At 41.3% G+C, this 25,433-nt stretch carries 20 protein-coding genes; 13 read left to right on the top strand and 7 right to left on the bottom strand.

Annotated elements, in window-relative coordinates:
- Positions 1-38: 38 nt before the first annotated feature.
- The gene (locus tag Q0993_RS02555; RefSeq protein WP_299529522.1) at positions 39-1,274 is read right to left on the bottom strand and encodes a mandelate racemase/muconate lactonizing enzyme family protein; all 1,236 of its coding nucleotides are present in this window, start codon (positions 1,272-1,274) and stop codon (positions 39-41) included.
- Between the two features lie 149 nt (positions 1,275-1,423).
- Here Q0993_RS02555 and Q0993_RS02560 point away from each other — a divergent pair, with 149 nt between their 5' ends.
- The 3 genes from Q0993_RS02560 (at position 1,424) to Q0993_RS02570 (ending at position 5,228) form a co-directional block, all read left to right on the top strand.
- Positions 1,424-2,395, top strand: a complete 972-nt coding sequence (locus tag Q0993_RS02560; protein ID WP_299529523.1) for a phosphotransferase — start codon at positions 1,424-1,426, stop codon at positions 2,393-2,395.
- Complete coding sequence (locus Q0993_RS02565; protein ID WP_299529524.1) at positions 2,392-3,678, top strand: ADP-ribosylglycohydrolase family protein; 1,287 nt, start codon at positions 2,392-2,394, stop codon at positions 3,676-3,678. Before Q0993_RS02560 ends, Q0993_RS02565 begins: the two co-directional genes overlap by 4 nt.
- A gap of 182 nt (positions 3,679-3,860) precedes the next feature.
- The gene (locus Q0993_RS02570; protein WP_299529525.1) at positions 3,861-5,228 is read left to right on the top strand and encodes an FAD-binding protein; all 1,368 of its coding nucleotides are present in this window, start codon (positions 3,861-3,863) and stop codon (positions 5,226-5,228) included.
- A gap of 44 nt (positions 5,229-5,272) precedes the next feature.
- Here Q0993_RS02570 and Q0993_RS02575 read toward each other — a convergent pair whose 3' ends face one another.
- On the bottom strand, positions 5,273-6,250 hold the full coding sequence (locus Q0993_RS02575; RefSeq protein WP_299529526.1) for a hypothetical protein: 978 nt from the start codon (positions 6,248-6,250) through the stop codon (positions 5,273-5,275).
- Positions 6,251-6,519: 269 nt separating this feature from the next.
- Here Q0993_RS02575 and Q0993_RS02580 point away from each other — a divergent pair, with 269 nt between their 5' ends.
- The gene (locus tag Q0993_RS02580; RefSeq protein ID WP_299529527.1) at positions 6,520-8,886 is read left to right on the top strand and encodes a c-type cytochrome; all 2,367 of its coding nucleotides are present in this window, start codon (positions 6,520-6,522) and stop codon (positions 8,884-8,886) included.
- A gap of 65 nt (positions 8,887-8,951) precedes the next feature.
- On the opposite strand, the gene Q0993_RS02585 is transcribed toward Q0993_RS02580, so the two are convergent.
- From Q0993_RS02585 to Q0993_RS02595, 3 genes are all read right to left on the bottom strand, one after another.
- Complete coding sequence (locus Q0993_RS02585) at positions 8,952-9,704, bottom strand: LytTR family DNA-binding domain-containing protein (protein ID WP_299529528.1); 753 nt, start codon at positions 9,702-9,704, stop codon at positions 8,952-8,954.
- Between the two features lie 15 nt (positions 9,705-9,719).
- Positions 9,720-10,769: a sensor histidine kinase gene (locus tag Q0993_RS02590; RefSeq protein ID WP_299529529.1), complete on the bottom strand. Its 1,050-nt coding sequence runs from the start codon at positions 10,767-10,769 to the stop codon at positions 9,720-9,722.
- A 515-nt stretch (positions 10,770-11,284) separates the two neighbouring features.
- Complete coding sequence (locus tag Q0993_RS02595; protein WP_299529530.1) at positions 11,285-13,498, bottom strand: DUF748 domain-containing protein; 2,214 nt, start codon at positions 13,496-13,498, stop codon at positions 11,285-11,287.
- Positions 13,499-14,243: 745 nt separating this feature from the next.
- On the opposite strand from Q0993_RS02595, the gene Q0993_RS02600 reads away from it, so the two are divergent.
- From Q0993_RS02600 to Q0993_RS02630, 7 genes are all read left to right on the top strand, one after another.
- On the top strand, positions 14,244-15,266 hold the full coding sequence (locus tag Q0993_RS02600) for an aldo/keto reductase (protein WP_299529531.1): 1,023 nt from the start codon (positions 14,244-14,246) through the stop codon (positions 15,264-15,266).
- 9 nt (positions 15,267-15,275) lie between these two features.
- On the top strand, positions 15,276-16,073 hold the full coding sequence (larE, locus tag Q0993_RS02605) for an ATP-dependent sacrificial sulfur transferase LarE (protein WP_299529532.1): 798 nt from the start codon (positions 15,276-15,278) through the stop codon (positions 16,071-16,073).
- Positions 16,066-16,719 carry a nickel pincer cofactor biosynthesis protein LarB gene (gene larB / locus Q0993_RS02610; RefSeq protein WP_299529533.1) on the top strand — a complete coding sequence of 218 codons (654 nt, stop codon included), beginning with the start codon at positions 16,066-16,068 and terminating at the stop codon, positions 16,717-16,719. Before larE ends, larB begins: the two co-directional genes overlap by 8 nt.
- Positions 16,719-17,954: a nickel pincer cofactor biosynthesis protein LarC gene (gene larC, locus Q0993_RS02615; protein WP_299529534.1), complete on the top strand. Its 1,236-nt coding sequence runs from the start codon at positions 16,719-16,721 to the stop codon at positions 17,952-17,954. The genes larB and larC overlap by 1 nt, the downstream gene beginning before the upstream one ends.
- A gap of 2 nt (positions 17,955-17,956) precedes the next feature.
- Positions 17,957-18,145 (top strand): hypothetical protein, encoded by a 189-nt coding sequence (locus Q0993_RS02620; protein ID WP_299529535.1) that lies wholly within the window; start codon positions 17,957-17,959, stop codon positions 18,143-18,145.
- A 486-nt stretch (positions 18,146-18,631) separates the two neighbouring features.
- Positions 18,632-20,011, top strand: a complete 1,380-nt coding sequence (locus Q0993_RS02625) for an enolase C-terminal domain-like protein (RefSeq protein WP_299529536.1) — start codon at positions 18,632-18,634, stop codon at positions 20,009-20,011.
- A gap of 247 nt (positions 20,012-20,258) precedes the next feature.
- On the top strand, positions 20,259-21,230 hold the full coding sequence (locus tag Q0993_RS02630) for a hypothetical protein (RefSeq protein ID WP_299529537.1): 972 nt from the start codon (positions 20,259-20,261) through the stop codon (positions 21,228-21,230).
- A 154-nt stretch (positions 21,231-21,384) separates the two neighbouring features.
- Here the strand turns inward: Q0993_RS02630 and Q0993_RS02635 are convergent, their stop codons facing one another.
- A complete protein-coding gene (locus tag Q0993_RS02635; protein ID WP_299529538.1) occupies positions 21,385-22,332 on the bottom strand; it encodes a TIM barrel protein in 948 nt (315 codons plus the stop codon).
- Positions 22,333-22,576: 244 nt separating this feature from the next.
- Positions 22,577-24,136, bottom strand: a complete 1,560-nt coding sequence (locus tag Q0993_RS02640) for a glycoside hydrolase family 32 protein (protein WP_299529539.1) — start codon at positions 24,134-24,136, stop codon at positions 22,577-22,579.
- A 77-nt stretch (positions 24,137-24,213) separates the two neighbouring features.
- Between Q0993_RS02640 and Q0993_RS02645 the strand changes: the two genes are divergently transcribed.
- Both Q0993_RS02645 and Q0993_RS02650 read left to right on the top strand, forming a co-directional pair.
- Positions 24,214-24,708 (top strand): rhodanese-like domain-containing protein, encoded by a 495-nt coding sequence (locus Q0993_RS02645; protein WP_299529540.1) that lies wholly within the window; start codon positions 24,214-24,216, stop codon positions 24,706-24,708.
- 108 nt (positions 24,709-24,816) lie between these two features.
- Positions 24,817-25,431: a TIGR04282 family arsenosugar biosynthesis glycosyltransferase gene (locus tag Q0993_RS02650; protein WP_299529541.1), complete on the top strand. Its 615-nt coding sequence runs from the start codon at positions 24,817-24,819 to the stop codon at positions 25,429-25,431.
- Positions 25,432-25,433: the final 2 nt, after the last annotated feature.

Genomic DNA, 25,433 nt, shown 5'->3' on the forward strand with positions numbered 1-25,433 from the left:
CATTTTGAATGAATCCTTGCCGATTGGCAAGGATTTTTTTACACCTTTTTACTCTTTGCCCATAGACCATCATCATACCGAATACCCAATCCATTGCCATTGAGCAGGCCAAGTAGACCATTTTCTGGAATAATTTTAGGGCCGAACCATGACTTCTGTTTTTCTGTACCCCTTAAGGGATATTCTTGAAAACCGGTCAGCACAGGTGCAACGGTCGCCAGTTGGGAGTATGGTGCAAAAAGTGGATCTGCCTTAGGAGAATGGGGTGCAAAACCTTTTCTAAGGGTACTCGCCAGATGGGCTATTTTTAATGTTCGGACGATACCTCCATTGTAATACACGTCCGGTTGAAGAATATCGTAAACGTTATCTTCACATATGGCCCTAAATTGGTGATAACTGGAATCCTGCTCTCCTCCCGCCAACTTCATTTTGGTCAAGGCTTTCTTTACCGTAGTGTTGGATTTGTAATCCTGCCAATAACAGGGTTCTTCCAAAATCTCTATACCATAATCCTCTAAAAACCGGACAACCTCTTTGGCCTCGTCCACGGAGTAGGATCCATTGGCATCCGCGTAAATGGTGAAATCATCACCCATAGTCTTACGCACCATAGGGATAAACTTCCGGGTTCGCTCCTTGTCCCAGGTCGTATTTTTAAGACGTCCACCCACCTTGAGTTTAACGGCCTTGGCCCCGGTAGACTCCTGATACTTGATGATGTTTTGGGTCTCTTCCTCAGCCGAGTTACTGCGTGTAAGGCTAGAGAGGTAAATAGGGACCTCTGTTCGCAGAGAATGGCCAAGAAACTGATTTACAGAAATCTCGCCCAAGTTTCCCAATAAATCCCAGATAGCTACTTCCAAACTGCCCACACAGTTCCAAAAAGGCATTCCCGCATATTTGTAATTACTCTTAACGCGGTGAACCCCATTTACCAAATGAGCCACTTCCCGAGCATCCTTCCCTACAAAAAAAGGAACTACCATATTCTTGAAAAGGGACACTAGGTTTTGCATCCTCGCATTACACACCGTAATCCCCTCAGCACCGGAATCATCCAAAACTTTTAAAAGCAAAAGGGATTCAAAGTGATATAACTGGATTTCCCTAAGGATAACCGAAGAAGTAAGGGAGTGTTTTAACCGGTCCGTGATTCTCTCCTCCAAAGAATTCCCTGCATTATTGAAGCCCAGGGAGTGACCATACCAAGGCAACCCACCAATTAGTGAAGCCGTAGCAGTGGACTTAAGAAATTTTCTTCTTGAAATCATTTATGGTTTTGATTCATGATAATAGTACACCAAATTCCTAAAGCTATATAATCTTTGCCAAATGAATCCTACAAATTCAAAAAATTAAGGGTTTGGGTTCGTAGTACAACCACTAAACTCTATATTGCAAGGAATAAACATAAGATACCTTGTTCAATATAGACAGTAGTACCCCCATTCCGCAACTTCTGGATTATCTTCTTGAAAAAGAATGGATAAGTCCGGAAGAGCATATCCAACGCATTGAGAAACCGGGCGAGGGCAATATGAACGTTGTACTTCGAATCATTACCGATGCCCGTTCCTTTATCCTAAAGCAATCCCGGCCCTATGTCCAAAAATACCGTGAAATTGCTGCTCCCCAAGAGCGTATTGCGGTCGAAAGGGATTTTTATGAAACCATAAAAAGTAGTGCCCTCAACGCACATATCCCCAAAATTTTGGGGTATGATACGGAAATGTTCGTAATGATACTCGAGGATCTGGGGCATTGTGATGATTTGACCTCCATCTATGCAAAAAAATCACTTTCGAAACGAGAGCTGGAAAAGCTTGTTTTTATATTGGGTCTGATACACAAGAAAAAGGTGCCTGCAGATTTTCCAAAAAACCTCGAAATGCGGTTGTTGAACCATCAACATATTTTTGTACTGCCCTTCCTAGAGGACAACGGATTTCAATTGGATGATGTGCAGCCCGGATTACAGCTGCTTTCCAAAACCTACAAAGGAGACACAAAATTAAAAACCATAATACATGGTATTGGCGACCAATACCTTTCCGAAGGACATACATTGCTCCACGGCGATTATTATCCCGGCAGTTGGATGACCGAAGGTGATAATCTTTATGTAATAGATCCGGAATTTGGGTTTGTTGGGTTTGCGGAATTTGATCTAGGGGTGATGGTAGCCCATCTTATCCTAGCTACCCATAAACCAGGCTACTTGGATACGGTATTGGAGAAGTATGAAGGAAAGGCCAATAGAAGACTGGTATCCCAGGTAGCAGGAATTGAGATAATGCGTAGACTCATTGGATTGGCCCAATTGCCTTTGGTTCGAAGTATCGAGGAAAAAGAGTATCTTTTACAAATGGCCTATAAAATGATTCTGATTTGAGAAATGCGGCTTTTGGTCTTATTGTATTTTGTTTGGTCTTGGTTTCTTGTGGAGATCAAAGGTCTTATGTGGATATTCCTGCACCAAAAAAGGCAGCATATACCTCCGATACTTTACAGCTTTCCAAAGAGGCTTATTATGACAAAGTACTCGGGGCCTTGGTGGGTTCGGCTATTGGTGATGCCATGGGAGCATCCACGGAAATGTGGTATCGTAAGGCCATCCAGTTAAAATATGGCTATATTACAGGACTCACCCCTGCCGTTCGGGTACAATCTCCGGAAGGTACCTGGGCACATAACCTTATGGCCGGGGCCACAACGGACGATACCCGCTGGAAGTATTTTATGGTGAAGTATTTTTCGGAACACGGAGCGAATCTTTCACCCGTCAACTTTGCCCAATTTGTTACGGATTATTATGAGTCCATTGCCAAGACCTTGGCAGATACCGATGTACTTTCCCAAACGGATTCCCTGGATAATCGTATTGAAAAAATAGACTGGATCAAGGAATGGGCACGCGTAGCCATTGCCTATCAAAAAAGCCCGGAGGACTATCAAAAGGCCCAAAATCGTTTCTACGGTGGGGAACTGTCCTGCGCTGGCCAACTCTATACCCCGATGTTCGGAATACTGGCCAAAACCCCGGAAGAGGCCTATACAATGGCCTATAATCATTCTATTTTTGATCTGGGCTACGCCAAGGATATTTCGGCCTTGGTGTCTACCCTAACCCATATGGCACTTCGGACCAACAACATGGATTCCATATTGGATGCCGCAACTTTTGTAGATCCCTATGGGTATCAGGATAGTCGCCTTGTCGGTCGTATTTCCTACGGCATTGCAGACGCTTCCATTAAAAATGTATTGGCCATACAGGAAAAACCGCTGGTGGATTCCCTAATTGCCAAGGATTCCCTTGTTTTTAAAGTTCCCGAGGGGTTCCCGGAAAGTCAAAAGAAATGGGCTCGCCAAGAAATGGTATATCAATTTTTGGAAAAGGATCAGCGTGCTATTCCCTTCCATTCCGGGGAAATTTGGCAGATATTGATTGCTGGATTGCAATTCGGTGAAGGCGATTTTGAAAGAACCCTGCAATTTATTGTCAACTATGGAAGGGACAACGATACCGTAGCAGCGGTAGCGGGGATGATTATGGGGGCCAAGGACGGATATGCTAATTTGCCCCAAGACCTAAAGGAGGAAGTGCTTCGCGTTAATAGGGAAAATCTCGGCATCGACTTGGAGCTATTGGCTCGGGAAATGGTGGGCTACTAAACAATTCTAACCAAAAATAAAGATGAAACGGCCATCAAGAAATTTTAAAAATTACTTCACAAAAGGCAATGTTTAAGATTCCTGCCTGCCAGCAGACCGGTTTAATACGAGAGCGCAGCGATTACAGACGCTCTCAGTTTTTTAATTAATTTATTATCAATAAATTATAAATATTCAGACGCATGAAACGAAAGGATTTTATTCAAACCACGACATCCTTTGCAGCGGGTACGGTCTTAATGCCAATGGCCTCTTGCAAATCAGAAAAAAAGGAAGTCATTGCCAAGATAGTGCAACGTAAGAATTGGGCGGGCAATTACACCTATACCGCACAAAATCTCTTTGAACCAAAAACAGTTTCCGAGGTTCAGGCCTTGGTCAAAAAGCTGGATACACAAAAGGCATTGGGTTCCTGCCACTGCTTTAACAATATTGCTGATAATCCTTTGAACCAAATCTCTACAAAACACCTTACAGGAATAATCGCGTTGGACGAAAATAAAATGACCGTAACCGTAGGTGCAGGTACAAAATATGGCGATATCGCCCCCGAATTGCATGAGAAAGGCTATGCATTGCACAACCTGGCCTCCCTCCCACATATTTCAGTGGCCGGCGCCTGTGCTACGGCCACCCATGGCTCCGGAGTAAAAAATGGAAATTTGGCGACAAGTGTCTCGGCCTTGGAATTCGTCAATGGCGAAGGGGAAATTATAACCCTTAGCAAACAAAATGATGGGGAATTGTTTCATGGGGCCGTGGTACACCTCGGCGCTTTGGGTATTTTGACCAAAATGACATTGGATATTCAAAAAACGTTTCAAGTACGTCAGGATGTCTTCCAAGAACTACCCTTACAATCCCTAAAGGACAATTTTGATGCTATTCTGTCCTCTGGGTACAGTGTTAGCCTGTTTACGGATTGGCAAAATGATCAGGTCAGCCAAGTTTGGGTCAAAAGAAGAACCGATGAGGAGCTTGTGGACCTTGGAGAGGATTTCTACGGGGCAAAGGCCGCGACGAGGGACCTGCATCCCATTACCGAACTTTCTGCAGAGAATTGCACGGCTCAAATGGGTGTCCCAGGACCCTGGTATGATCGTCTACCCCATTTTAAGATGGGTTTTACCCCCAGTAGTGGTGAGGAGTTGCAATCCGAGTTTTTTGTCCCCTATGAAAGTGCCTTGGAGGCTATACTTGCCTTGGAAAAAAAACGGGATCTGATACATCCCCAGTTAATGATTACGGAGATACGGACCATTGCGGCGGATAACCTCTGGATGAGCCCATGCTATCAGCAGGATTGTGTTGCCATCCATTTCACCTGGAAGCAAAACCCGGACGAAGTTGGTAAACTAATTACCATGATAGAGGAAGAACTTCAACCATTTAACGCCCGTCCGCATTGGGGCAAACTGTTTACGATATCACCTGAGGTTTTGAAGTCGCAGTATCAAAAATTGCCTGATTTCGTACAACTGGCCGGGCAATACGATTCGAAGCAGAAATTCCGGAATGCCTTTTTAAATCGAAATATTTATGGGGTTTGATTGAAAACTCCTAAGGACAGCTTGGATGGGCTGCGAAAATCAAATCAATTGAAGAGTTCGCATTCTCGATAGGCATCCACGTGAAACCTTACGATATACCGGTTAAAAAAACTGTTTTCACCAGGGCTGTTCCTGCTGCTTGTAAAAATCAAGAACTTTCCATCCTCCGTCACGAAAGGACTTCCATCGTAACCTGTCGAGTTAATTCCAGTACCCAACGATTTGGGATCGCTCCATGTATTTTCTCCTTGATTAAAGGTGATGTATAAATCGGAAAATCCCATACTATCCTCCCGATCGAAGCCCGCAAAAATAAGGTACTCCCTATTGGGTGCCACAAAGGCATCCCCTTCAAATTTATCCGTTGAATTCACGTTGTTTGGAAGTGCCATGGGTTTACCATACCGCCCGTTCTTAAAGGTGGCGAAATAGATGTTAGAGTTTCGTGTTCCATCGGAAGGCATCAAGGAATAGAAAAGGGTGCCATCTTTAGTCCTCCAGGGATACCCTACTCCCGTTTTAGTGGGGAATACAATTTCTGGGATGCTCCATCCATCCGATCTTTTGTGGGACTGCCATAGTTGGAAATGGGTGGTAACACTATCCCTATTCAAGTGATACGGAAGGTTCGACATAAAAATCAAATGGTTTCCTTGGGCATTGATATAGGGATCGGAATAATTGTAAAGGGTATCAAAAGGTATAGGCTCTGGTATAGAAAAACGCTTCCCCCTGAACTCTTGATAAACCAATTGTGCCCGATTTGGCAATTGTTGACAATAGAATATCTTCCGGTTGTCCCGGGTAAAGGCATTGTTCCATTGCATACCATCCACTGAAATATCCCCGGGAAACAACTTTACAGGAGCATCTGCATTTTCATATTTGGACAAAGGATCTATTTTGCTCGCTTCCTGTCCATAGGAACAAAAACAAATGCCAAGGGTAATGGGGAAAATAATGTAACGAAAGTATCTTTTTGCTTCATTCATGCCTACAAAATAATCATCGCCTTCCCGCATTTGCCATAATAATCTGTTAAACTTTCAAAGAGACTAGCCATAGCTATAGTTTTTTCTTTGAAGAGGTGTATGTACATTCTAAGACGGAAAGGTTGTTCCACGGGACTTTTCAAAAACTAGAATTTAGCATACTTTTAAAGTGCTATTACGACTTGAATCTTGTTTTGGCAGGCATTGGTAACAACACTAATTTTGGGAATGCCTCATTGACAAAAGAGATATTTGACCAAACAAATTGGATTCTGGTAAAGAGTGAAGGACAAAGAAGTATGGATATAAAAAAGGAATGGACCCACAATATGAACATACTCATTTTAATGGGATGTATTCTCTTGATTTCCTGCAATTCCGAACTTTCCAGACAAACTCATGAAAAAGGAAATAGGCCCATTGATCCCTGGGCATTACGATCGGTCCTTGATTTAAGACCGAGAATGCTCACCCTTGCCTTGGATTCCGAATGCTATTTGGCCTATGACCTGAATGCATGTGGCCTGTTCCGTGCATGGAAAGGCGGGGTTAACTGGGATGGTACCGTATACACGGAAAAAAAGGTAGCACAACCCACCAGTTGGGGAAAGGATTACATGCTAAATGCGTCATTGCAAGAATCATGGTTATTGGAACGAAACGGCAAAAAACAGGACGTAGCAATACGATTTAAGGGATATCGATTTGAAAACGGACAGATATACCTTAAGTATAAACTGACCACTGAAAACGATACCATTTTTTTAGAGGAACGCCCGGAATTTATAAGGGATGACCAGGGCAATCCTGGACTGGAAAGAGTATTTATCACGGAAGGTATGGACAACAACTTATCCATGACTTTGCTCACAAAGCCCAACGCGATCACTTTGGAAAATAATACCAAGACCATTTCTAGAACCTATTTCAAAAAAATCCCAGATCAAGTAAGGCCGACGGGCCCGAAGAATTCAGAAAATCTAGGGAAGTATTGGATGGAACGTTCGGATTGCTTTACGTGTCATGAATGGTCCGAAAATACCGTAGGTCCCGGGTTTCAGCAAATTGCCAAAAAATATCCCAACGATAAAATGACGGTAGACCTACTGATTAAGAAAATCAAGGAAGGAGGATCAGGGGTCTGGGGCGATGCAGCCATGAACCCACACCCAAATCTGGAGGATTCCAGCTTAAAGGCAATGGTCAACTATATCCTCTCCCTTGACGATAAGGATTGGAAAAAGGAGAAGCCAGATTTGGAAAAGAAAGTTATCGCAAACAATCCTCCTTCAACGGAAAAGAAGGCTCTAAGACCCGGTTTTGGGTCATCCTTAGACGGTGTCCATCCCAGTTATGACCTTCAAACCATAAGAATAAAAGGAATAGAATTTAAGGTAGGCGGTCTGGCCTTTTTGCCCGATGGTAGATTGTTGGCATCCTCTTGGACCCCCCAGGGAGCGGTTTATATTCTTGAGGGGGTAGAGACAGGCGATAGCACCAAAATAAAAATCAAAACCATGGCAAAGGGACTTGCAGAACCATTGGGACTTGCCGTTGTTGAAGGTGAAATTTTTGTCTTGCAGAAACAAGAACTCACACAACTTATTGACCATGATGGAGATGGGATAACGGATGAATATAAATCCATATGCAATACCTTCGATGTATCCATGGATTTTCATGAATTCGCTTTTGGACTCGTATATAAAGACGATTATTTCTATGCCAATCTTTCCATGCCTATGCGGTTAATGTCCAACGAGAAACCGCTTCCAGATCGCGGAAAGACCCTTAAAATAGCAAAGGATGGAAGCTATGAAGAAGTAATTTATGGCCTTCGCACACCCAATGGAATCGGAGTAGGTATGGATGAAGAATTGTTTGTAACCGATAATCAGGGACAATGGCTACCCGCAAATAAATTTATACATGTAAAATCTGGTGATTTTCACGGAATGCGGTGGGGGCTTCCAGACTCCCTGCAAAGTATAAAAATGGTACCTCCTGCAGTATGGCTGCCTCAAAATGAGATTGCGAATTCCCCTTCGGAACCTTCCTTATTGTATGACGCACCCTATAAAAACCAAATGATATTTGGCGATGTGACCCATGGTGGAATTAAACGAGTTTTTCTTGAGATCGTCAATGGGTCATACCAAGGTGCCGTATTTAGGTTTACCCAAGGGCTAAATGTGGGCATTAACAGAATCAGGAGGGGACCAGATGGAGCGATATATGCAGGTGGCGTGGGAATGGGAGGAGGCTGGGGATGGAACGAAACCAGGCACGGTCTCCAAAGATTGAAGTACAATGAAAAGGTTACTTTTGAAATGTTGGCGATTAAATCAAAACCCGATGGATTCCAAATCGAGTTTACGGAACCATTGGGGGTTGGACAAGGAGATTCCCCCTCCGATTATTCGGTGGAACAATGGTGGTACAAACCTACCAAGGCCTATGGAGGGCCTAAAATGGATCTTGAGATACTAAAGGCCACTGAAGTAAAGGTAGGTGCCAACCGAAAAAAAGTGTATTTAACGATTCCGGGATTAAAAAAAGAACATGTAGTAAAGTTTAACTTGAATCCGGAACTGCTGAGTATAAATGGCCGGAACCTTTGGTCCTCCGAAGCTTGGTATACCCTGAATGACATCCCTAAAAAATAGGAACAATGCTACTAAGATTGGTACAAACTTTGATGGCCTGGGTCGTTTAATTGTAACCAACTGGGCTACCTGTTCATCCACTTTTTGAAATCGCTTGTCTTTGGTCTACTGACAATAAATTCTTGATCCCGCGGATTAGAAATGGAGAGTTTGACCCTATGGTTGAAGTAAGGGTTTATTTTCTGTATGGCAGTTTTGGCAATAATCTGTCCGCGGTTGATTCTATAAAATTCGTTTTGATCCAGGGAACTGAACAATTCGTCCATCGTTTCTTCGATTATAAAACGTTTATTGACGGTAACCCCAAAAGTGATGCTATCCTCCGAATAACAATACAACAATTCTGAAGTTTTAATCTGTACAAACCCGTTGCCCTCTTTTACCAATAGGCCCTCACGTTTTTGCCTCACTTGAAGGCTACCTAACAATTGTTTTAAAACGCCAGGAGCAAAAGTAGTCGAGGTGTTAGATCTGGCAAATTTATCCAGCGCAAGGCTCAGGTCATCTTTTTGAATGGGTTTTAAGAGGTAATCAATGCTATTCACTTTAAAGGCCTGGATAGCGTATTGATCGAATGCCGTTGTGAAAATAATGGGAGCTTTCACATCTATTTTCTGAAAGATTTCAAAACTCAATCCATCGGCCAATTGAATGTCCATAAACACCAGGTCAGGGGTTGTATTTTCCTGAAACCACCTCACCGCATCCTCAACGGTATCCAGTATACCCAACAAATGAAAATTGAAATCACATGTTTTCAACATACGTTGCAATTGGGCGGCCGCCCTCTGTTCGTCTTCGATAATCAATATGTGCATCCTTGTTCTATATATTTACGGTGTTACTAATGGGAGAGAAACCACAAAGCGATTTCCATCATTTTGGACTTCAACCGATTTACCGGCAATCAATGTATATCGCTTTTCGATATTGGCAAGTCCCACCTTGGTTGATGGTAATTGCGTGGATTTTGGTTGGATTTTGTTATCAACGACCAATTTGTTATCCCCAACGGTTACATATACTGTTAATGGTCTCGCTTTGGATATTACATTGTGCTTTATCGCATTTTCCAGCAAAAGCTGTAGACTCATGGGTACTATCATTTTATGCAAAGAACTCTGGGGGATATTCCAATTCAATTTCAGATTGTCCCCAAACCGTTCCGATTGTATGTGAATGTAGGCCTTGGCAAATCGTAATTCTTTTTTTAGGGGAATCAAATTTTCGTTGCCAGCTTCCAATAAAAAGCGGTACATATCCGATAGCTTGTCCACAAATTCCTTGGCATCCTCCTTGGAGTTTTGATCAATGATATCGCGAAGCGTGTTCAAGGTATTAAAGAAAAAGTGGGGTTGGGCTTGATTCAGAAGGGCATCCAATTGCGCTTGTACCAGAAGACGTTTGGAATGTTCCTCCTCACGGACCGATTTTTTAAGTCGTACGTTATAATAGATCGCTTCGTAGATGGCCATGCTCATTATGGTTATTAAAATTATAGGCAACAGTACTTTCAATCTGGATAGTGAAACAATGTAGTTAACACCGTGGATTTGGGATAGTAACGTACCCCCTAGAAAATCGACCAAAACCACGGTACATACTATAGCCAGAAAAAATATGGTAATACGCTTGGCATCGTCACTAAAGGCAGGGTATTTTTTTCGTAAATAAATCATGATCGATCTATTGATAAACCAATCAATAATCGTAAAGAACAGGGAAACCGCCCAACTTAGCACTTTTTCGGTCAAAGAGAGTACCTGAAGCGGATCACTAAAAAGGTAAGCTGTTATACAACTTATAACCAGAATTCCAATGATGGAAAACCAAAGGTCATCAAATCCCAAATACTGTATACGTTTCGCTTTGTTCAGTAACACTAGCTTTTATATTTCAAAATGAACTGTACTCTTTCCTTTAGGTGATAAATATAAATCGGTTTTGCAAGAAGAACGGTGCTCCAAAGCATAGTAAAGGTATCATTTAGTTTCAATCGAATATTTACTAAAACGTTCATAAGAAGATACTGGAATTATCGGTATCCCTCGCAGTTCAAAAATTGGCAAGAAGGATGGATAATGAAATGACTTTAGGTTCAATCGTCGTTAAATGCAGTTGTATTGTCAAATCCGTTGCACGATCTTGAGTAATTTGAACAACGATGAAGGGATTATTTCTATTGATAATTATTTGCCAAACAGGCATTGGCAAGATAAAGTAATGAAGTTTTTCATCTGTTTCTTTTTTGAAATAGGCTCATAAAAGGATTCATTTTGATAAGACACCTATACCGATTACAGACTTAAAGTTCTTGGGGAACCAACTAATGATTTATACCTAATCAAACGGTATTAAGGATGTTGCCATATACCGATTTACTTTGTTGATCGGTATTTTATTTGCGTGCAACCGTGCTATCATTGGGAATTGGGTCATCCGCAATTACCGTGAGCATATCAAAATTAATCAACAATCGGTTTTGGGAGCCTCCATGTTCGGATTCTTCAGGGTTGGCCGCTATAACCTCAATATTGGTGTTGGGTTTCTTTTGCTTTAAATACATGTCTACATTTCTTCTCAACGCCAAATTATAGGATTGTGCAAGTCCACTTAATTCTTTTTCGGGGACTAGCATAAGGGACGCTGTTTTAACGCTCATGGTATCATTTTTAGTTTCCCGCCTGACATAGCGTTCAAAAGCTTTTTTATGCTTCCGGAAGTCCTTTTTTTTCTCTTTAAAATATCGCCGCCCTAAGACTTCCACAGCTATAGCTTCCATTTGCAAAGTGGTATCAACATAATGTTCTAGTTGTACCTTAAGTCCTTCCTTGGCCGTTTCCATCTCCAAGAGCTTATCCAATTTTTGGTAGTTTTCATCACTTGGGACAGTGTCGTTATAAGCAAATATCAGTTCTTGATAATCCGATGGATCTACATCTACCAGGCTCGCAAGTGAGGTAATAGGATTGGATGCGGCTCCGGTAATTTTATTTTTAAGGGTCGTCCATACCAATTTCCAGATATCGACCTCAGGATCATTGGTATTGCCCCGCACTGGTATGGTAAGGTTAACATCACCATTTTTGTCTTTTAATAAGAACAGTGCAAATTTCAAAGGAAGTGTGTAAAGTCCTCCTTTTTTGTTCTCCACGGTAACATTTTTTACCAAAAGTTGATTATCGCTTTGAATATCCCCTTCCGTAATCTTGGACTTGGAATAATAATAAAAATCCCCTAAAAGGATGTTGTGTCCGGTGTAGTAATTGACATAAATGTTAATATCGGAGAGTAGAAAGTTTTCAATAACAATGTCCAAATCCAGGTTGTTATAGTCATCGGGATTGATTCCCAGTTTTGATTTTAGGTTCCCTCTATTATTCAGCAACATCTCAGAATATATATTGATCCAACGAGCATCACTTTTTATGGTATCCGAATCAATGGTTATGGCGTTTAAATGATAATCAAAGCGTTGACCTGTAAGATTGTCACTATAGTCCATCAATCCCTGATTCACCTTTAACTTGTCTATTTGATAATACAGCTCCTCAGATGCAACGGTGTCCTTTATCGCATCTGGAAACGGATTACCTGCATCTGCTGTGGGTTCTTCTTCCAGTTTAAATATTTCAAAATAATTATTGGTAATGGAATCCATTTCAAAATAGACGTAGGGTTGCGCTAGGGCAATGGTCCCGAATTCATAGATATTGTTTGCATAATCTATTTTGTCCAGGTCTGCTGTAATACGATGCGCCCTTAAGAATTCTTTGTTTGATCGATCCGCCATTTTAAAGTCGCTTACCTCCACATCCCCGGAAACTATAGATTTGGTTGCATCATGGGTATTTCCATGAATCCTAATGGTACTGTTCAATACACCGTCAAAGTCATTTACTTCGGCATACTGCGCTACATACTCATAAAAGGCCTTTAGATTTAATCCATTGATTTGAATGTCAGCGTCAAACTCCCCATTACTTGGATTAATATTCAGATTAGATTTAAAGAAACCGCCATTTTTAAAGGCAAATTCTAGGTCAGCTTCACTTTTTTCGGTTTGATCCCAAACGATCTGCGGGATAAAGAATGAAAAGTTTTCGATTCGGGTTACCTTACCGACATTTCTGTTATCGAAATAAAAATTGGCATCTTTTAATTCCAAGTTGGAGAGGTCATATTTGAATTCCTGCTCCTCTTCTTCAAGGACACTGTCCGCAGGCATGGAATGAAAGGCAGTTACATCATCAAAATTAAACGTTGAGTCCTGCATTACAAGATTCACCCGCAGTCCATGAACAAAAAACTGTTCTAGGTTTTTCTCCCCAAAAATCAAACGAAGCGGCTCAAGATCAATAATTAGTGTATCAAAACTGAGAAAGGTCTCCTTATCATTCGCTTCAAACATTTTAAAGTCATAAACTTTCGCCGTGCTTGTGAAATAATTATACTTCAGTTTCCCTAAGTCGATCTGGCGTCCAATAAGCTCTTTGCTATTATTGATAGCATAGTTCTTAATAATTGAAGGCAAGGCCATAAGCATAATAATAAGAACAAAAAGTATTCCTGCAGGTATAAAACGGATTTTGCGTTTAAATATGAAGGTCATGTAACAACTAGTGATTGAAGTAACCGTTTAAAAAATAGCTATGAAATTAGCGCACCAAATCGTAATGACATCCCTTGACGAATACAAGGGTAATTTGGTCGTAATTTAACAACTAAATAAGCGGTTTTAGTAGATTAAGGTCCATAGTACAAAATACACACCTATATTGATTAGTGTGTTAAGTGAGCGTTATTAATCACATTATTTAAGTTGTCCCGTACTTCTTGATCGGATTTAGCGAATTATTAGGGTATCTTCCAGTTTAATTTTGATAAAAGGATTTGTCCCTGGTATGCTTGCCCAAAGAAAAGTTGACAATGACGGCAACACCTGATTCTTAAAAAGGTATTAGCTGTTTTGACAAGAGCATCAAGGCCCCTTTGTAATCCACGCCTAATGAAAAGAGATGTTAATCGCCAATACCATAATCTGTGTTGTGATTCTGAAAACAAGCAAATAATTGATGCGTCTTGACCGAACCAAAATACCAAAACAATGAAAATGGCATACGCATAAAAACAAAATCGTATCCCTAAAAATGACCTCGATTTTGGCCAAAATGAGTAAAATTTTCCTTATTTTTCATTATTAGGTTAAATGGCAAAAAATTTTAACTAGTTATTAATCAATTATTCATATTACCCTTTTTGTTTTACCCTTATCTTTAGTACTACCTAATTGGAAATCGTAGTACAGTTGAATTTTTAGGCCAAAGTGAAACACAATTCAAAATCGAATCATAGCCATGGAAAATCGTAGAAATTTTCTCAAGAAATCTGCTTCTGCAGCAGCATTTAGTTTAGTTGCCGATTGGGCTTCCGCAATGCCGACCTATGACAAATTGGGCGAAACCCTTCCCCAAAGACAATTAATACGAAATGGGGAAAAAGTTACCGCCTTTTGTTTGGGCGGCTATCATTTGGGGCTTACGGAAGATCCGAAGGAGGCAGAAAAGATGGTAGAGCGTTCCATGGAACTGGGTGTGCGCTTTTTTGACAATGCGAGGCGTTATAATAATGGACGTTCCGAGGAATACATGGGGAAATTCCTTACCCCTAAATATCGAGACCAGATTTTTCTTATGTCAAAGGCCCCAGCCAGAACGGGCAAAGGGGTGCAACAACAATTGGATGAGTCCCTAAAAGCATTAAAAACCGATTATTTGGATCTTTGGCAAATACATACCTTTACTACGCCTCAGGACGTGGATAATCGCCTTCGTGATGGTGTCCTTGATGTTTTTTTAGAGGCAAAAGAAAAAGGAAAGACACGTTACCTGGGGTTTACGGGCCATCAGAATCCAAAAACACACCTGTATTTCCTTGATAAACTCGACGAATTGGGTATTGAGTTTGACACGTGCCAAATGCCATTGAACGTCTGCGACCCTTCTTTTGAATCATTTCAACATGAAGTCTTGCCGGTCTTGAACCAAAGGGGTTATGGTGTAATTGCCATGAAAACCATGGCTGGAGGCAGTATGATGGGAGGAAGAATAGACACAACACCACAGGATATTAGAACAAAGGACATTCCGGATGTTGTAGCAAAAACCCAGCTCACACATGCAAATCTACATCAATATGTGTATTCATTACCCGTATCAAGCCTATGTAGCGGTTGTAGATTCAACTATGAGCTTGAAGAAAATGTTAAGGTGTTAAAGGATTTCAAGAAACTATCGGTTGAAGATATGGATAGGCTGGTCAATTATGCAAAGCCCTATGCCGGTCTTATCGTTGAAAATTACAAAAGAGTCTTTGCCTAGTCCCGCCCTATGAAAAAATTGGAGTCGTTAAAAAAATGGTTTGAAAATCATAAGGGAACGGTGACCGCATTTTCCGGCGGAGTGGATTCTTCTTTGGTCCTTTATGTTTCCAATAGGGTTCTGGGGAAAAATGGAATAGGTTTGATTTCAAATTCAGAAAGTTTAAAATCCAAGGATTTTAAAGTGGCCCAAATTTTCTGTAGAACCCACAATATAAAGCTAGAGGTAATCAAGACAGAAGAGTTAAAGGACGCTAACTATACTTCCAATCCCGCAAATCGATGTTTTTTCTGCAAGAATCACCTGTATGCGGGAATGGTAGACATCATCCAAGATAAATATCCCGGATATACTATTTTGAACGGAACCAATCTTGATGATCTGGGAGATTACCGGCCAGGTCTCCAAGCTGCTGAAAAATATGGAATTAGATCTCCGCTTGCCGAACTTCAAATTAGCAAAAAGGAAGTTATAGAAATGGCAGCTGAATTAGGGCTTGAGACAGCTTTTAAGCCCCCAAGCCCCTGCCTAAGTTCAAGAATTCCTTACGGAACACCAGTGAGCAATACCAAACTTCGGCAAATTGAACAGGCCGAGTATATTCTTAATGATTTTGGCTTCGATCGTGTTCGGGTAAGACATAGAGGCGGTGAAGCTTCGGTAGAAGTTCCGTCCGATGAAATACCTTCTTTGGAAAGTCAATTCAAAGAAATTTCACAAGAAATAAAGCAGTTAGGCTTTCAACAGGTTAAATTGGACACAGAGGGATTCGTCTCCGGAAAGCTAAATCGTGCTCTGAATGGATAAACCTTTTATCATCGACTATGACAGAAAGCAGCGACTGGGCTTTGACGAGGTTATATACGGCGAAGCCAAAAGTATCAACCTATTATTAGGTCTGTTGGCGGAATATGAGAGTAAAAACCAGAATGTGCTCATCACAAGGGTGCAACATAAAAAGGCAAAGGTATTACTGAAGAAACATCATTCGGCTTTTTTCGATAAAGAATCCGGAATCTTCATGCTAAAACCTTTAAAGGGAAATGAGGGAGCAAAGCGTATTGGCATAATTTCAGCAGGAAGTTCTGATATAGGAGTGGCGAATGAGGCGTATTACACCTTGTCCTATATGGGAATCAGTGCAGAACTAATCCATGATGTTGGTGTTGCCGGTTTACATCGTTTGCTTAGTAGAATTGAAGACTTGCGCACCTACGATATTTTAATCGTAGTAGCGGGATTTGAGGGAGCCCTTCCTACTGTCGTTGGCGGTTTGTTGCCCCAACCTATAATTGCCGTGCCGACATCTGTGGGCTACGGCACAGCCAAAAATGGGAAAACGGCGTTGCATGCTATGTTGACAAGCTGTGCAAACGGAATTACGGTGGTCAATATAGATAACGGGTATGGTGCTGCCATGGGTGCCCTTAGAATGCTAAATCTTAAGAAGTAATGAGTGCTATCTACATAGAAGCCTTTTCGGGCTTATCGGGTAATATGTTCCTGAGCGCCTTTTGCGAGTTGCTCGATGATTATCAGTCGCTGATAGACTTGCCGAAGAAGTTGCATTTGCCCGATGCAAAAATCGAAATCAAGGAAGTTGATAAAAACGGTATTAATTGCAAGTATGTAGAGGTGCTGGATTTGAACCTGCGCGATGACTCAAATGAGCCAAAAGCACATGATCATGGACACTCACATCATCATGACCATAGTCATCATCACAGTGCACATCGCCATCTTTCGGATATACAAAAGCTTATAGATCATGCACATATTAGCGAGGGTGCAAAAAAGATAGCCCACGAGATTTTTTTGTTGATTGGCAAAGCCGAATCCAAGATTCATAAGATGCCGCTTGAAACCATTCACTTTCACGAAATAAGTGGTGTGGATTCGATTATCGATATTGTCGGAAATGCCGTTATGATCGATAAGCTCAAGATTTCCCAGGTTTTTTGTACCCCGATCTGCACAGGTTTTGGTATGGTAAAAACCCAACATGGCATGCTGCCGATTCCGGCGCCCGCTACAGCTGAATTACTTCACGGGATGCAAATTTATTCCGGCAATGAAGAAGGGGAAAAGGTAACACCGACCGGGGCGGCAATTTTAAGATATCTCAATCCTGATTTCGAAAGCAATACATATGTCGCACAAAAAACGGCATATGGACCTGGAAAGAAGAATTTTAACCATCCCAACGTAGTAAGAATTTCCCTCATAGAGGAAAATGATTCCAATGGCAAAGATTCTTATATCCAACTAGAGACTTCAATAGACGATATGACGCCAGAATATCTTGGAACGGATTTTCAGCAAGGCCTTTTGGATGCCGGGGCAGTTGATTTTAGCATGTCACAGCAGTTAATGAAAAAAGGGCGATTCGGTTTTTTACTTCGTGTTATTCTCCCTGTAGCATCATTGACGAAAGTATCCAATTATATTTTTGACAGTACCACTACCATTGGACTACGCTATTATAACATAGACAGAATTGAGCTACCAAGAAAAAGACATCTAAAAGCTACACCTTTAGGAGAAGTTCACGTAAAAGAGGTTCGCACCCCTACGGATACTATAAAAGTAAAACCGGAATATGAGGATATCAAAAATTTGGCAGCAAGAAATGACCAGACGCCGATTCAGGTTTTGAACAAAATAAATGTTAACCCTTTAAATTCTTAAAAATGAAAAAAGCATTTTCAATTTTAGTTTTGGCATTATCTGCACAGATTATCAACGCCCACCCCAGTGTAGAAAATCATTCGCATGATTCCATACTTGGCCAATTGGCCTGGATAATACTCCCTTTAATTGCGATTATCGCCCTTGGTTCCTTCTATTACCGAAAACAGGGAAAAAAAGGGTTGGAATAAACCATATTGCAAAGAGTAGGTTTCCTATTTGAACCCTGATAGTGCAATTAGTGATACAGCCTATTTTGCGCACCTCATTTTCCAACATTTGAAAATCCTTGATTATGTTATTCATCCATATCTAAAAAAGGATTTAAATCCCAGGATTCACCCTTTTGGCCCGGGTTTCAATTTACTTCTACTTGAGAGGAGAACCGTCCTTCAGGACAATTCTTACCAGGGTAAAACACGAAATCTTTGTTTCAAGAATTTCTTTTGTCCCCTGGGCTTAAAATCTACGTTGCCGTAGTCATACATTCAGACGGATTGCGTCCAATTCAAATGGTAAGTCAAAATCAATTCTGGATTATGGCAACTCATTTCGAATTATGAAAACGGGAACGGACTAGTAGCCAATAAAAGACTTTCTCTATCAGAAGCATAAAACCAACCCGTTAAGAAGAGATTCCTAAAAACGAAAATAAAACAACAACTTAAGCACCGATCATGAAAAATTCAAAAAATCAAGTTAACCGTAGAAATGCACTGAAAACACTAAGCCTTGGCTCCACAGCAGGAATTCTAGGTTTTTTTGGAAGTTCCGATACCAGGGCATCTACCCCGAAATCCCACGCTCCAACCCCGTCTTATACCATTGGAGTACAAGTCAAAATCACCAAAGTTAGGGCCATTATTACCGCACCTTACGGTACCAATCTGGTTATTGTAAAAGTAGAAACCGATCAAGGTGGTCTCTACGGATTGGGCTGCGCAACTTTCACCCAAAGGGCTCACACCGTAGTTTCGGCCATCGAAGAATACCTTGACCCTTTTTGTAAGGGTAAAAACGTTTCCAATATTGAAGATATATGGCAAACTGCTTATCAGAGTTCCTATTGGCGAAACGGACCCGTTTTGAACAATGCCCTAAGTGGCCTCGATCAAGCGCTCTGGGATATTAAAGGCAAAATGGCGGGTATGCCCGTATATGACCTTTTGGGCGGAAAAGTTCGATTTGCCATTGACACCTATACCCATGCCTCCGGCAAATCCATAAGTGAGGTCATTGATAATGTAGCCAAGTACAAGGAGGAAGGCTTTAGAAATATCCGGATTCAATTAGGGGGTTATGGATCTACACACTTGGCGACCGATCCGGATTGGAAAAGGGCTGGTTTCGGAAGTCAAGGTGACCAGACCATTGATCCGCAGGCATACAAACGGGGAACGGTTGAAATGTTCAAAAAGGTTCGTGAAAAGTTTGGCGATGATATAGAGTTACTTCACGATATGCACGAACGCCTTCAACCCATGGATGCCATCGATATGATAAAAAAGGTTGAGGAGTACAGACCTTTTTTTATAGAGGATCCCTTCTCTCCCGAGAACATGGGCTGGTTTAATATGTTAAGGGAACACACAAGCGTACCCATTGCCATGGGTGAATTATTGAACAATCCACACGAGTGGCTGGAGCCTATGAAAAATAGACAATACGATTACATAAGAATACATATTTCACAAATCGGGGGAATCACCCCGGCCATGAAAGTGGCAAGGTTAGGGGAATGGTTTAATGTAAGGACTGCATGGCACGGTCCTGGCGATACTTCGCCAGTTGGGCATGCTGCCAATGCACATATTGATTATGCTATTTGGAATTTTGGTGTTCAAGAGGCCGCCAGGGTCATCAGAACTCCAGAGGATAAGGTGCTCGAGGTATTTCCTGGAATGCCTACTGTAACGAACGGTTATATGTCCGTAAATGAAAAACCTGGATTGGGAATCGACATCAACGAAAAGTTGGCCAAGAAATATCCTCCGGTCGTCTACAATTACAATTGGACCCAACTTCGTGGAGAAGATGGCACACCAATTCGGCCGTAGTATAAATTATAGCTAATGATATAGATGTAAGTTGAAATTTTCCAAATACAACGAAAAAGGCAGGTTTTTGAATTGGCATGTAGGCTTTCAACGAATAAGGACAAGGGTGGTTAAAATTTGTGCCCAGCCTCTTCCAACCCTAGCATTGTATTCGAGAATTATTATCTTGGGTTTTGGCATAAAGAATCCGTAAATAACCCCTATGTTGTTTTTATTGTCCGAATAACATAGGTTTAAAAATAGTAAAATGGAGAAATTAAAGAATTGGCTAAGTTCCGTGTTTTATTTATTTTTTTTAGGCGGTATCGGTCAAGAGGTTCCTCAAGCTCATATCTCAAATGGCTTGATCAAAGCCATGATATACTTACCTGACGAACACAAGGGCTACTATCGTGGTACCCGTTTTGATTGGTCTGGAGTAATGCCCATGCTTGAGCATGGAGGACACTCTTATTTCGGAAAATGGTTCAAAAAATATGACCCAAAAGTTCATGAGTCTGTAATGGGCCCAGTGGAAGAATTTGGACCTATCGGGTACGACAAGGCGAAAATTGGAGCCAGTTTCCTCAAAATCGGAGTTGGGACCCTTCGGAAACCAGAGGAACCAAAGTATTCCAGTTTCAACACCTATGAAATTCAAGATGCAGGGGAATGGAAAGTGGAGCATCTCGCAAACGAGATTTCTTTTAAACATGTACTAAATGACCGACCCTATTCCTACGAGTATCAAAAAGTGATCCGTTTATCTCCCGAAACATCCGAAATGGTAATAACCCATAGCCTTACCAATAATGGGGACAATAAGATTGCAACCGAGGTGTATAACCATAATTTTTTCTTTCTGGATAGCTTAAATATTGGCCCTGGTTATGTAGTGCGGTTTCCATTCAAAATTGTTAGCCAAGGAAAGATAAATGGAGTCGAAAAATTCGTAAAAATAGAGGGTAAGGAAATTGAATTTATCAAAAAACTTGGCAAAAAGGATTATGTCTATATCGGAGAAATTACAGGTTTTGATAACAATGGTAGCGGTTATGAAATCTGGGTAGAGAATAGAAGTTCGGGCGCAGCTGTGAAAATTACATGCGACAGACCAATATCCCGCCTAGTTTTTTGGTCAGCCCAAAAAGCAGTTTGCCCGGAACCCTATATTGACCTCGATATTGCACCAGGCGCTACGGCAACTTGGACTATTACATATGACTTTTACCAACTTTAAAAACCAACAGACCTACTTTAGGAGATTTCATTGGTACAATAACAATACGTAACCCATGTTGTGAATGGTTTCGCTTTGGTTTTGACTCATTTGTTTTCTGATGGATAAAAGATTTCTTTTCTTAGCTTTCTCGAAGTTGCCTTCCTTCAACAGGTCATTCTTCAAATGACTTAACGAATTTTTCAATGAGATGCTTCGTCATCGTAATTCCTTTTTTCCTGGGAAGAGCTTCACCAAAATATTCCACCGCGACATAACCTTTATATTCAAAATCGGCCAAGATTTGTAGCATTTTGAAGTAATCTACATTGGTTTCATTTCCAGCTTCATCAAAATCAACCGACTTTGCACCAACAGACTTTATATGAGGCGCTAAGATTTTATATCCTTTATATGGGTCAGGGTACATTTTTAATGGTTCATGCTCCATTCGCCATTCAGTAAAGTCCCCAAGAATGCCACAGTTTTTCATCCCTACGGTCTTTATCAATTCCAAAAGCCAATCTGGGTCCGAAGAATACCCGTTGTGGTTTTCAATAAGCAATTCCATATTATGCTTTTCGGCATACTCGGCCATACTAGAGACTCCCTCTACGGCATATTTCAACTTTTCCGTGCGAGATATGGTAATCCTGTCGGCACATACTATGCGCATTTGGTAACATCCCAGGAATTTGGCAGCTTCCAACCATGTTTGGTATTTTTTTATGGCTTTCCTTCGCTTGTTTTTATTGGTATCCGCAATATCTCCCAAGGCACCGCAGAGCAACAAGGTATGTATTACCCCGGCTTCGTCCGCCCTTTTCTTCATTTTGGTCAATAGACCTTGATTGGGCAGCTCTCCCGGGAAATGAAGATTATCCTGTTCAATGGCTTTGAATCCCAATTCCCTGGCAACCATGGGATAGTCCATAAGTTGGATACCCTGGGCATCCGGATTACCGGCCGGTTTTCGCATTAGTGACCATGGCGCCAATGAAAGTTTGAAAGAAGGCTTTACAAATGAAAAATCGAGCTCCGGGTTTAACGACCCCGTTCGGATCGCCTTTGCCATAATAGGAGCCATTAAGGCGGTTGATAACAAGAAGCTTCTTCGATTCATTTTCGTGATTTGTTATTTGCCAATGAATTTGACAAATATTCAATTGGCCTGATCATAATCTCTCTTCAAAATACCTCTGCCGATTTATGAAATCCTTTTTTGACAGTACGGTCCTTTTACAAAGTCCCTCCTTCCTAGTCTTCCTTAATAGTTTCTTTTATTCACTTTTTGCGGAATGCAGAATAGGGCAGGCAGTGAACTTTTCAAATTAGAGAACCTTTGTTTTTTTGGAAGAGAGTAATCGCTACCAAATCCCTTTCACCCTGTGTATTTCAAAGTTCTTAAATTCCAAAATCGTATCCGAAGTGTTTTCAATATCCAATAGGGTATAATACTTGTTTGGAAACACCTGTGCGGTCATCACATACTGACCTTTATCGATAAATACTTCAACAGAGGAATGATCCAGTAGTATGCGTACTTCAAAGTCGTCCTTTGGCAGATGTTCAATAGGCATTTCTTGTACCCTATTCCCAAAGTTTTCTTGAAAACCCGTTTCTCCCGATTGGGTACGATCCAAATAGAAAATACTTCTTTCTGAATCGAGGGTCAATACCAATTGCTCCTCTTTATCGTTTTTAAAGACGAGCCGAAAATCCTTGGTCACAGTTGTAAATTCCACCTCTGCCTGGTTAAAATGGTCAAATGTAACGCTATCTTTTTCACCTGCTTTCAACCTTAGCGTTTTCTTTATTCCCTCTTCCCTTAGGTTTTCGAGACTAGCAACGGGGTAGTTGATCAAGCCATATGTATCTCCAACTTTTTTCAGGGAAAACTTTCTGGGGACCGTCATGGCACTGCGCCATTTTTCCGTGGGTGTGTCACGGGCATAGTCCCAATTGCTCATCCATCCAACAAAGATACGTTCATCGTTCGGTACATTGTTATAGGTAATCCCCGCATAATTGTCCGTGCCCCAATCGATCCAGCGACTCTCCTTTTGATCGGAAGTAAATGTTTTTCCATCAAAATCACCTATAAAATATTGTGTTCCACTTCCACCGTTGGGGGCTCCTGGGTTAATACTAATAATGAGCGCCCACTTCTTCTCATCCGTACCTTCCACCTGTAATTGAAACAAATCCGGGCATTCCCAAACTCCACCATGCGCCCCTTGATCCTTTCCAAATTCGCCGGTCAATTCCCAATCCTTCAAATTTTTGGAGGTATAGAATTTGGCATGGTCTCCAGCCACCAGGGTCATAACCCAACTTTGAGATGGCTCGTGCCACATTACCTTGGGGTCACGAAAATCCCGGATACCTTCATTTCCCAATACTGGGTTTCCCTCGAACTTTGTCCAGGTATCCCCATTATCAAGACTATATGCGATACCCTGGGTCTGAAAATCATCGCGCCCGGCTTTTTCGCCCTTCATATCATGGTAGGTGAAAATAGCCACTAAGGCAGGATTCCCATCAGAACCAAAACCTGAAGTATTGTTTTCGTCCACCACTGCACTCCCAGAAAAAATAAAACCTAGTTCATCAGGATATAGGGCTATAGGTTTGTGTTGCCAATGTACCAAATCTGTACTAACCGCATGCCCCCAGTGCATGGGGCCCCATACGATATCATCCGGATAATATTGATAAAAAAGATGATAAACACCTTGGTGGTAGACCAGTCCGTTCGGGTCGTTCATCCACATTTTCTCCGGAGAAAAATGAAATTGAGGTCGGTACGGCTCCATGTAGTAGTCGGTCTTGGCAGTATCCAAAATAGCTTTTTGTTCCTCCACTTTATTTTTGCAAGCTTGCAAAGCTATTAAAATAAAGAACAGCCCAATTTTTAATTGCTTCATTTTATTTTAGGATTAGCTGAACAATTCTAGGGAACACCTCTAAAATAGTATCTTTGTATGTATAATTGTGAAATAGCATGAGATTTCTTTTGGGCGTATTCCTATTTTTGGCCTTTCCCCTAAATACCTTGGGCCAAAATAGGCTAGACCGTGCACTCAAAGAGTTCAACACGGAAAGCGTTCCCTATATATCTTTAAAAGAAGCCACCCTGCTGGACAGTGTTCTATACCTGGATACCCGGAAAAGGAAGGAATATGATGTAAGTCATTTGAAAGATGCCATTTGGGTAGGTTACGAAATGTTCGATGCCCAGGATGTAAAGACCAAAATTACGAACAAGGATGCCAAAATCATTGTGTATTGTTCCATTGGCGTGCGATCGGAGGATATCGGCGAAAAATTGGTGAAATTGGGGTATCTCAATGTTAAAAATCTATATGGTGGGATTTTCGAATGGAAAAATAAAGGATATCCCGTTTATGACGACCAAGGGAGGGAAACTGAAAAAGTACACGCCTTTGACAAGCATTGGGGCAAATTATTAAAGGCCGGTGAAAAAGTATATGATTAAAGGTTTAACCCTAAGATTACATATCGCTCCTACGCCATAGGCAAAGGCATTTCGTACTTCATTTTCCAGCAAAAAAAAAGAATAGTATTAAAGACTACCCGTTACAATTTGACAAATTCCAAAAATTTACTCCTCATTTTTACGCGTAACCCAGAACTGGGAAAATGTAAGACCCGTTTGGCAGCAACCATCGGTGATACCAATGCCTTGGAGGTCTATAAATTTCTCTTACAACATACGGCAAGCATCACTCATAGGCTAAACGTCCATAAAAAAGTGTACTACTCTGAATCCATTTGGGAGAATGATGTCTGGGATGAAAAGAGATATGATAAAAGGGCGCAACAGGGCGTTAACCTAGGGGAGCGTATGGCTAGGGCATTTTCCGAAGGATTCAATAACGGTTTTGAAAAAATCGTTATCATCGGAAGCGATATGCTCGATTTATCCCAATCCGACATAGAAAATGCCTTTGCCACCTTGGAAGAAAATGATTTTGTCATTGGCCCGGCGGAGGATGGTGGTTATTATTTGTTGGGAATGAAGTATTTTAAGCCCCAACTCTTCAAAGGGAAGCAGTGGGGAAAAGATACCGTATTCGCGGATAGTATGGCCAATCTACAAAGCGAAAAAGTAAGTGTTTTACCCATCAAAAACGATATCGATGTTTATGAGGATGTCAAGGACATAGAGGCCTTTCAACCCTTTTTAAAGCAACAATGAGA

Source organism: Ulvibacterium sp., from assembly GCF_028285715.1.
Taxonomy (GTDB): domain Bacteria; phylum Bacteroidota; class Bacteroidia; order Flavobacteriales; family Flavobacteriaceae; genus Ulvibacterium.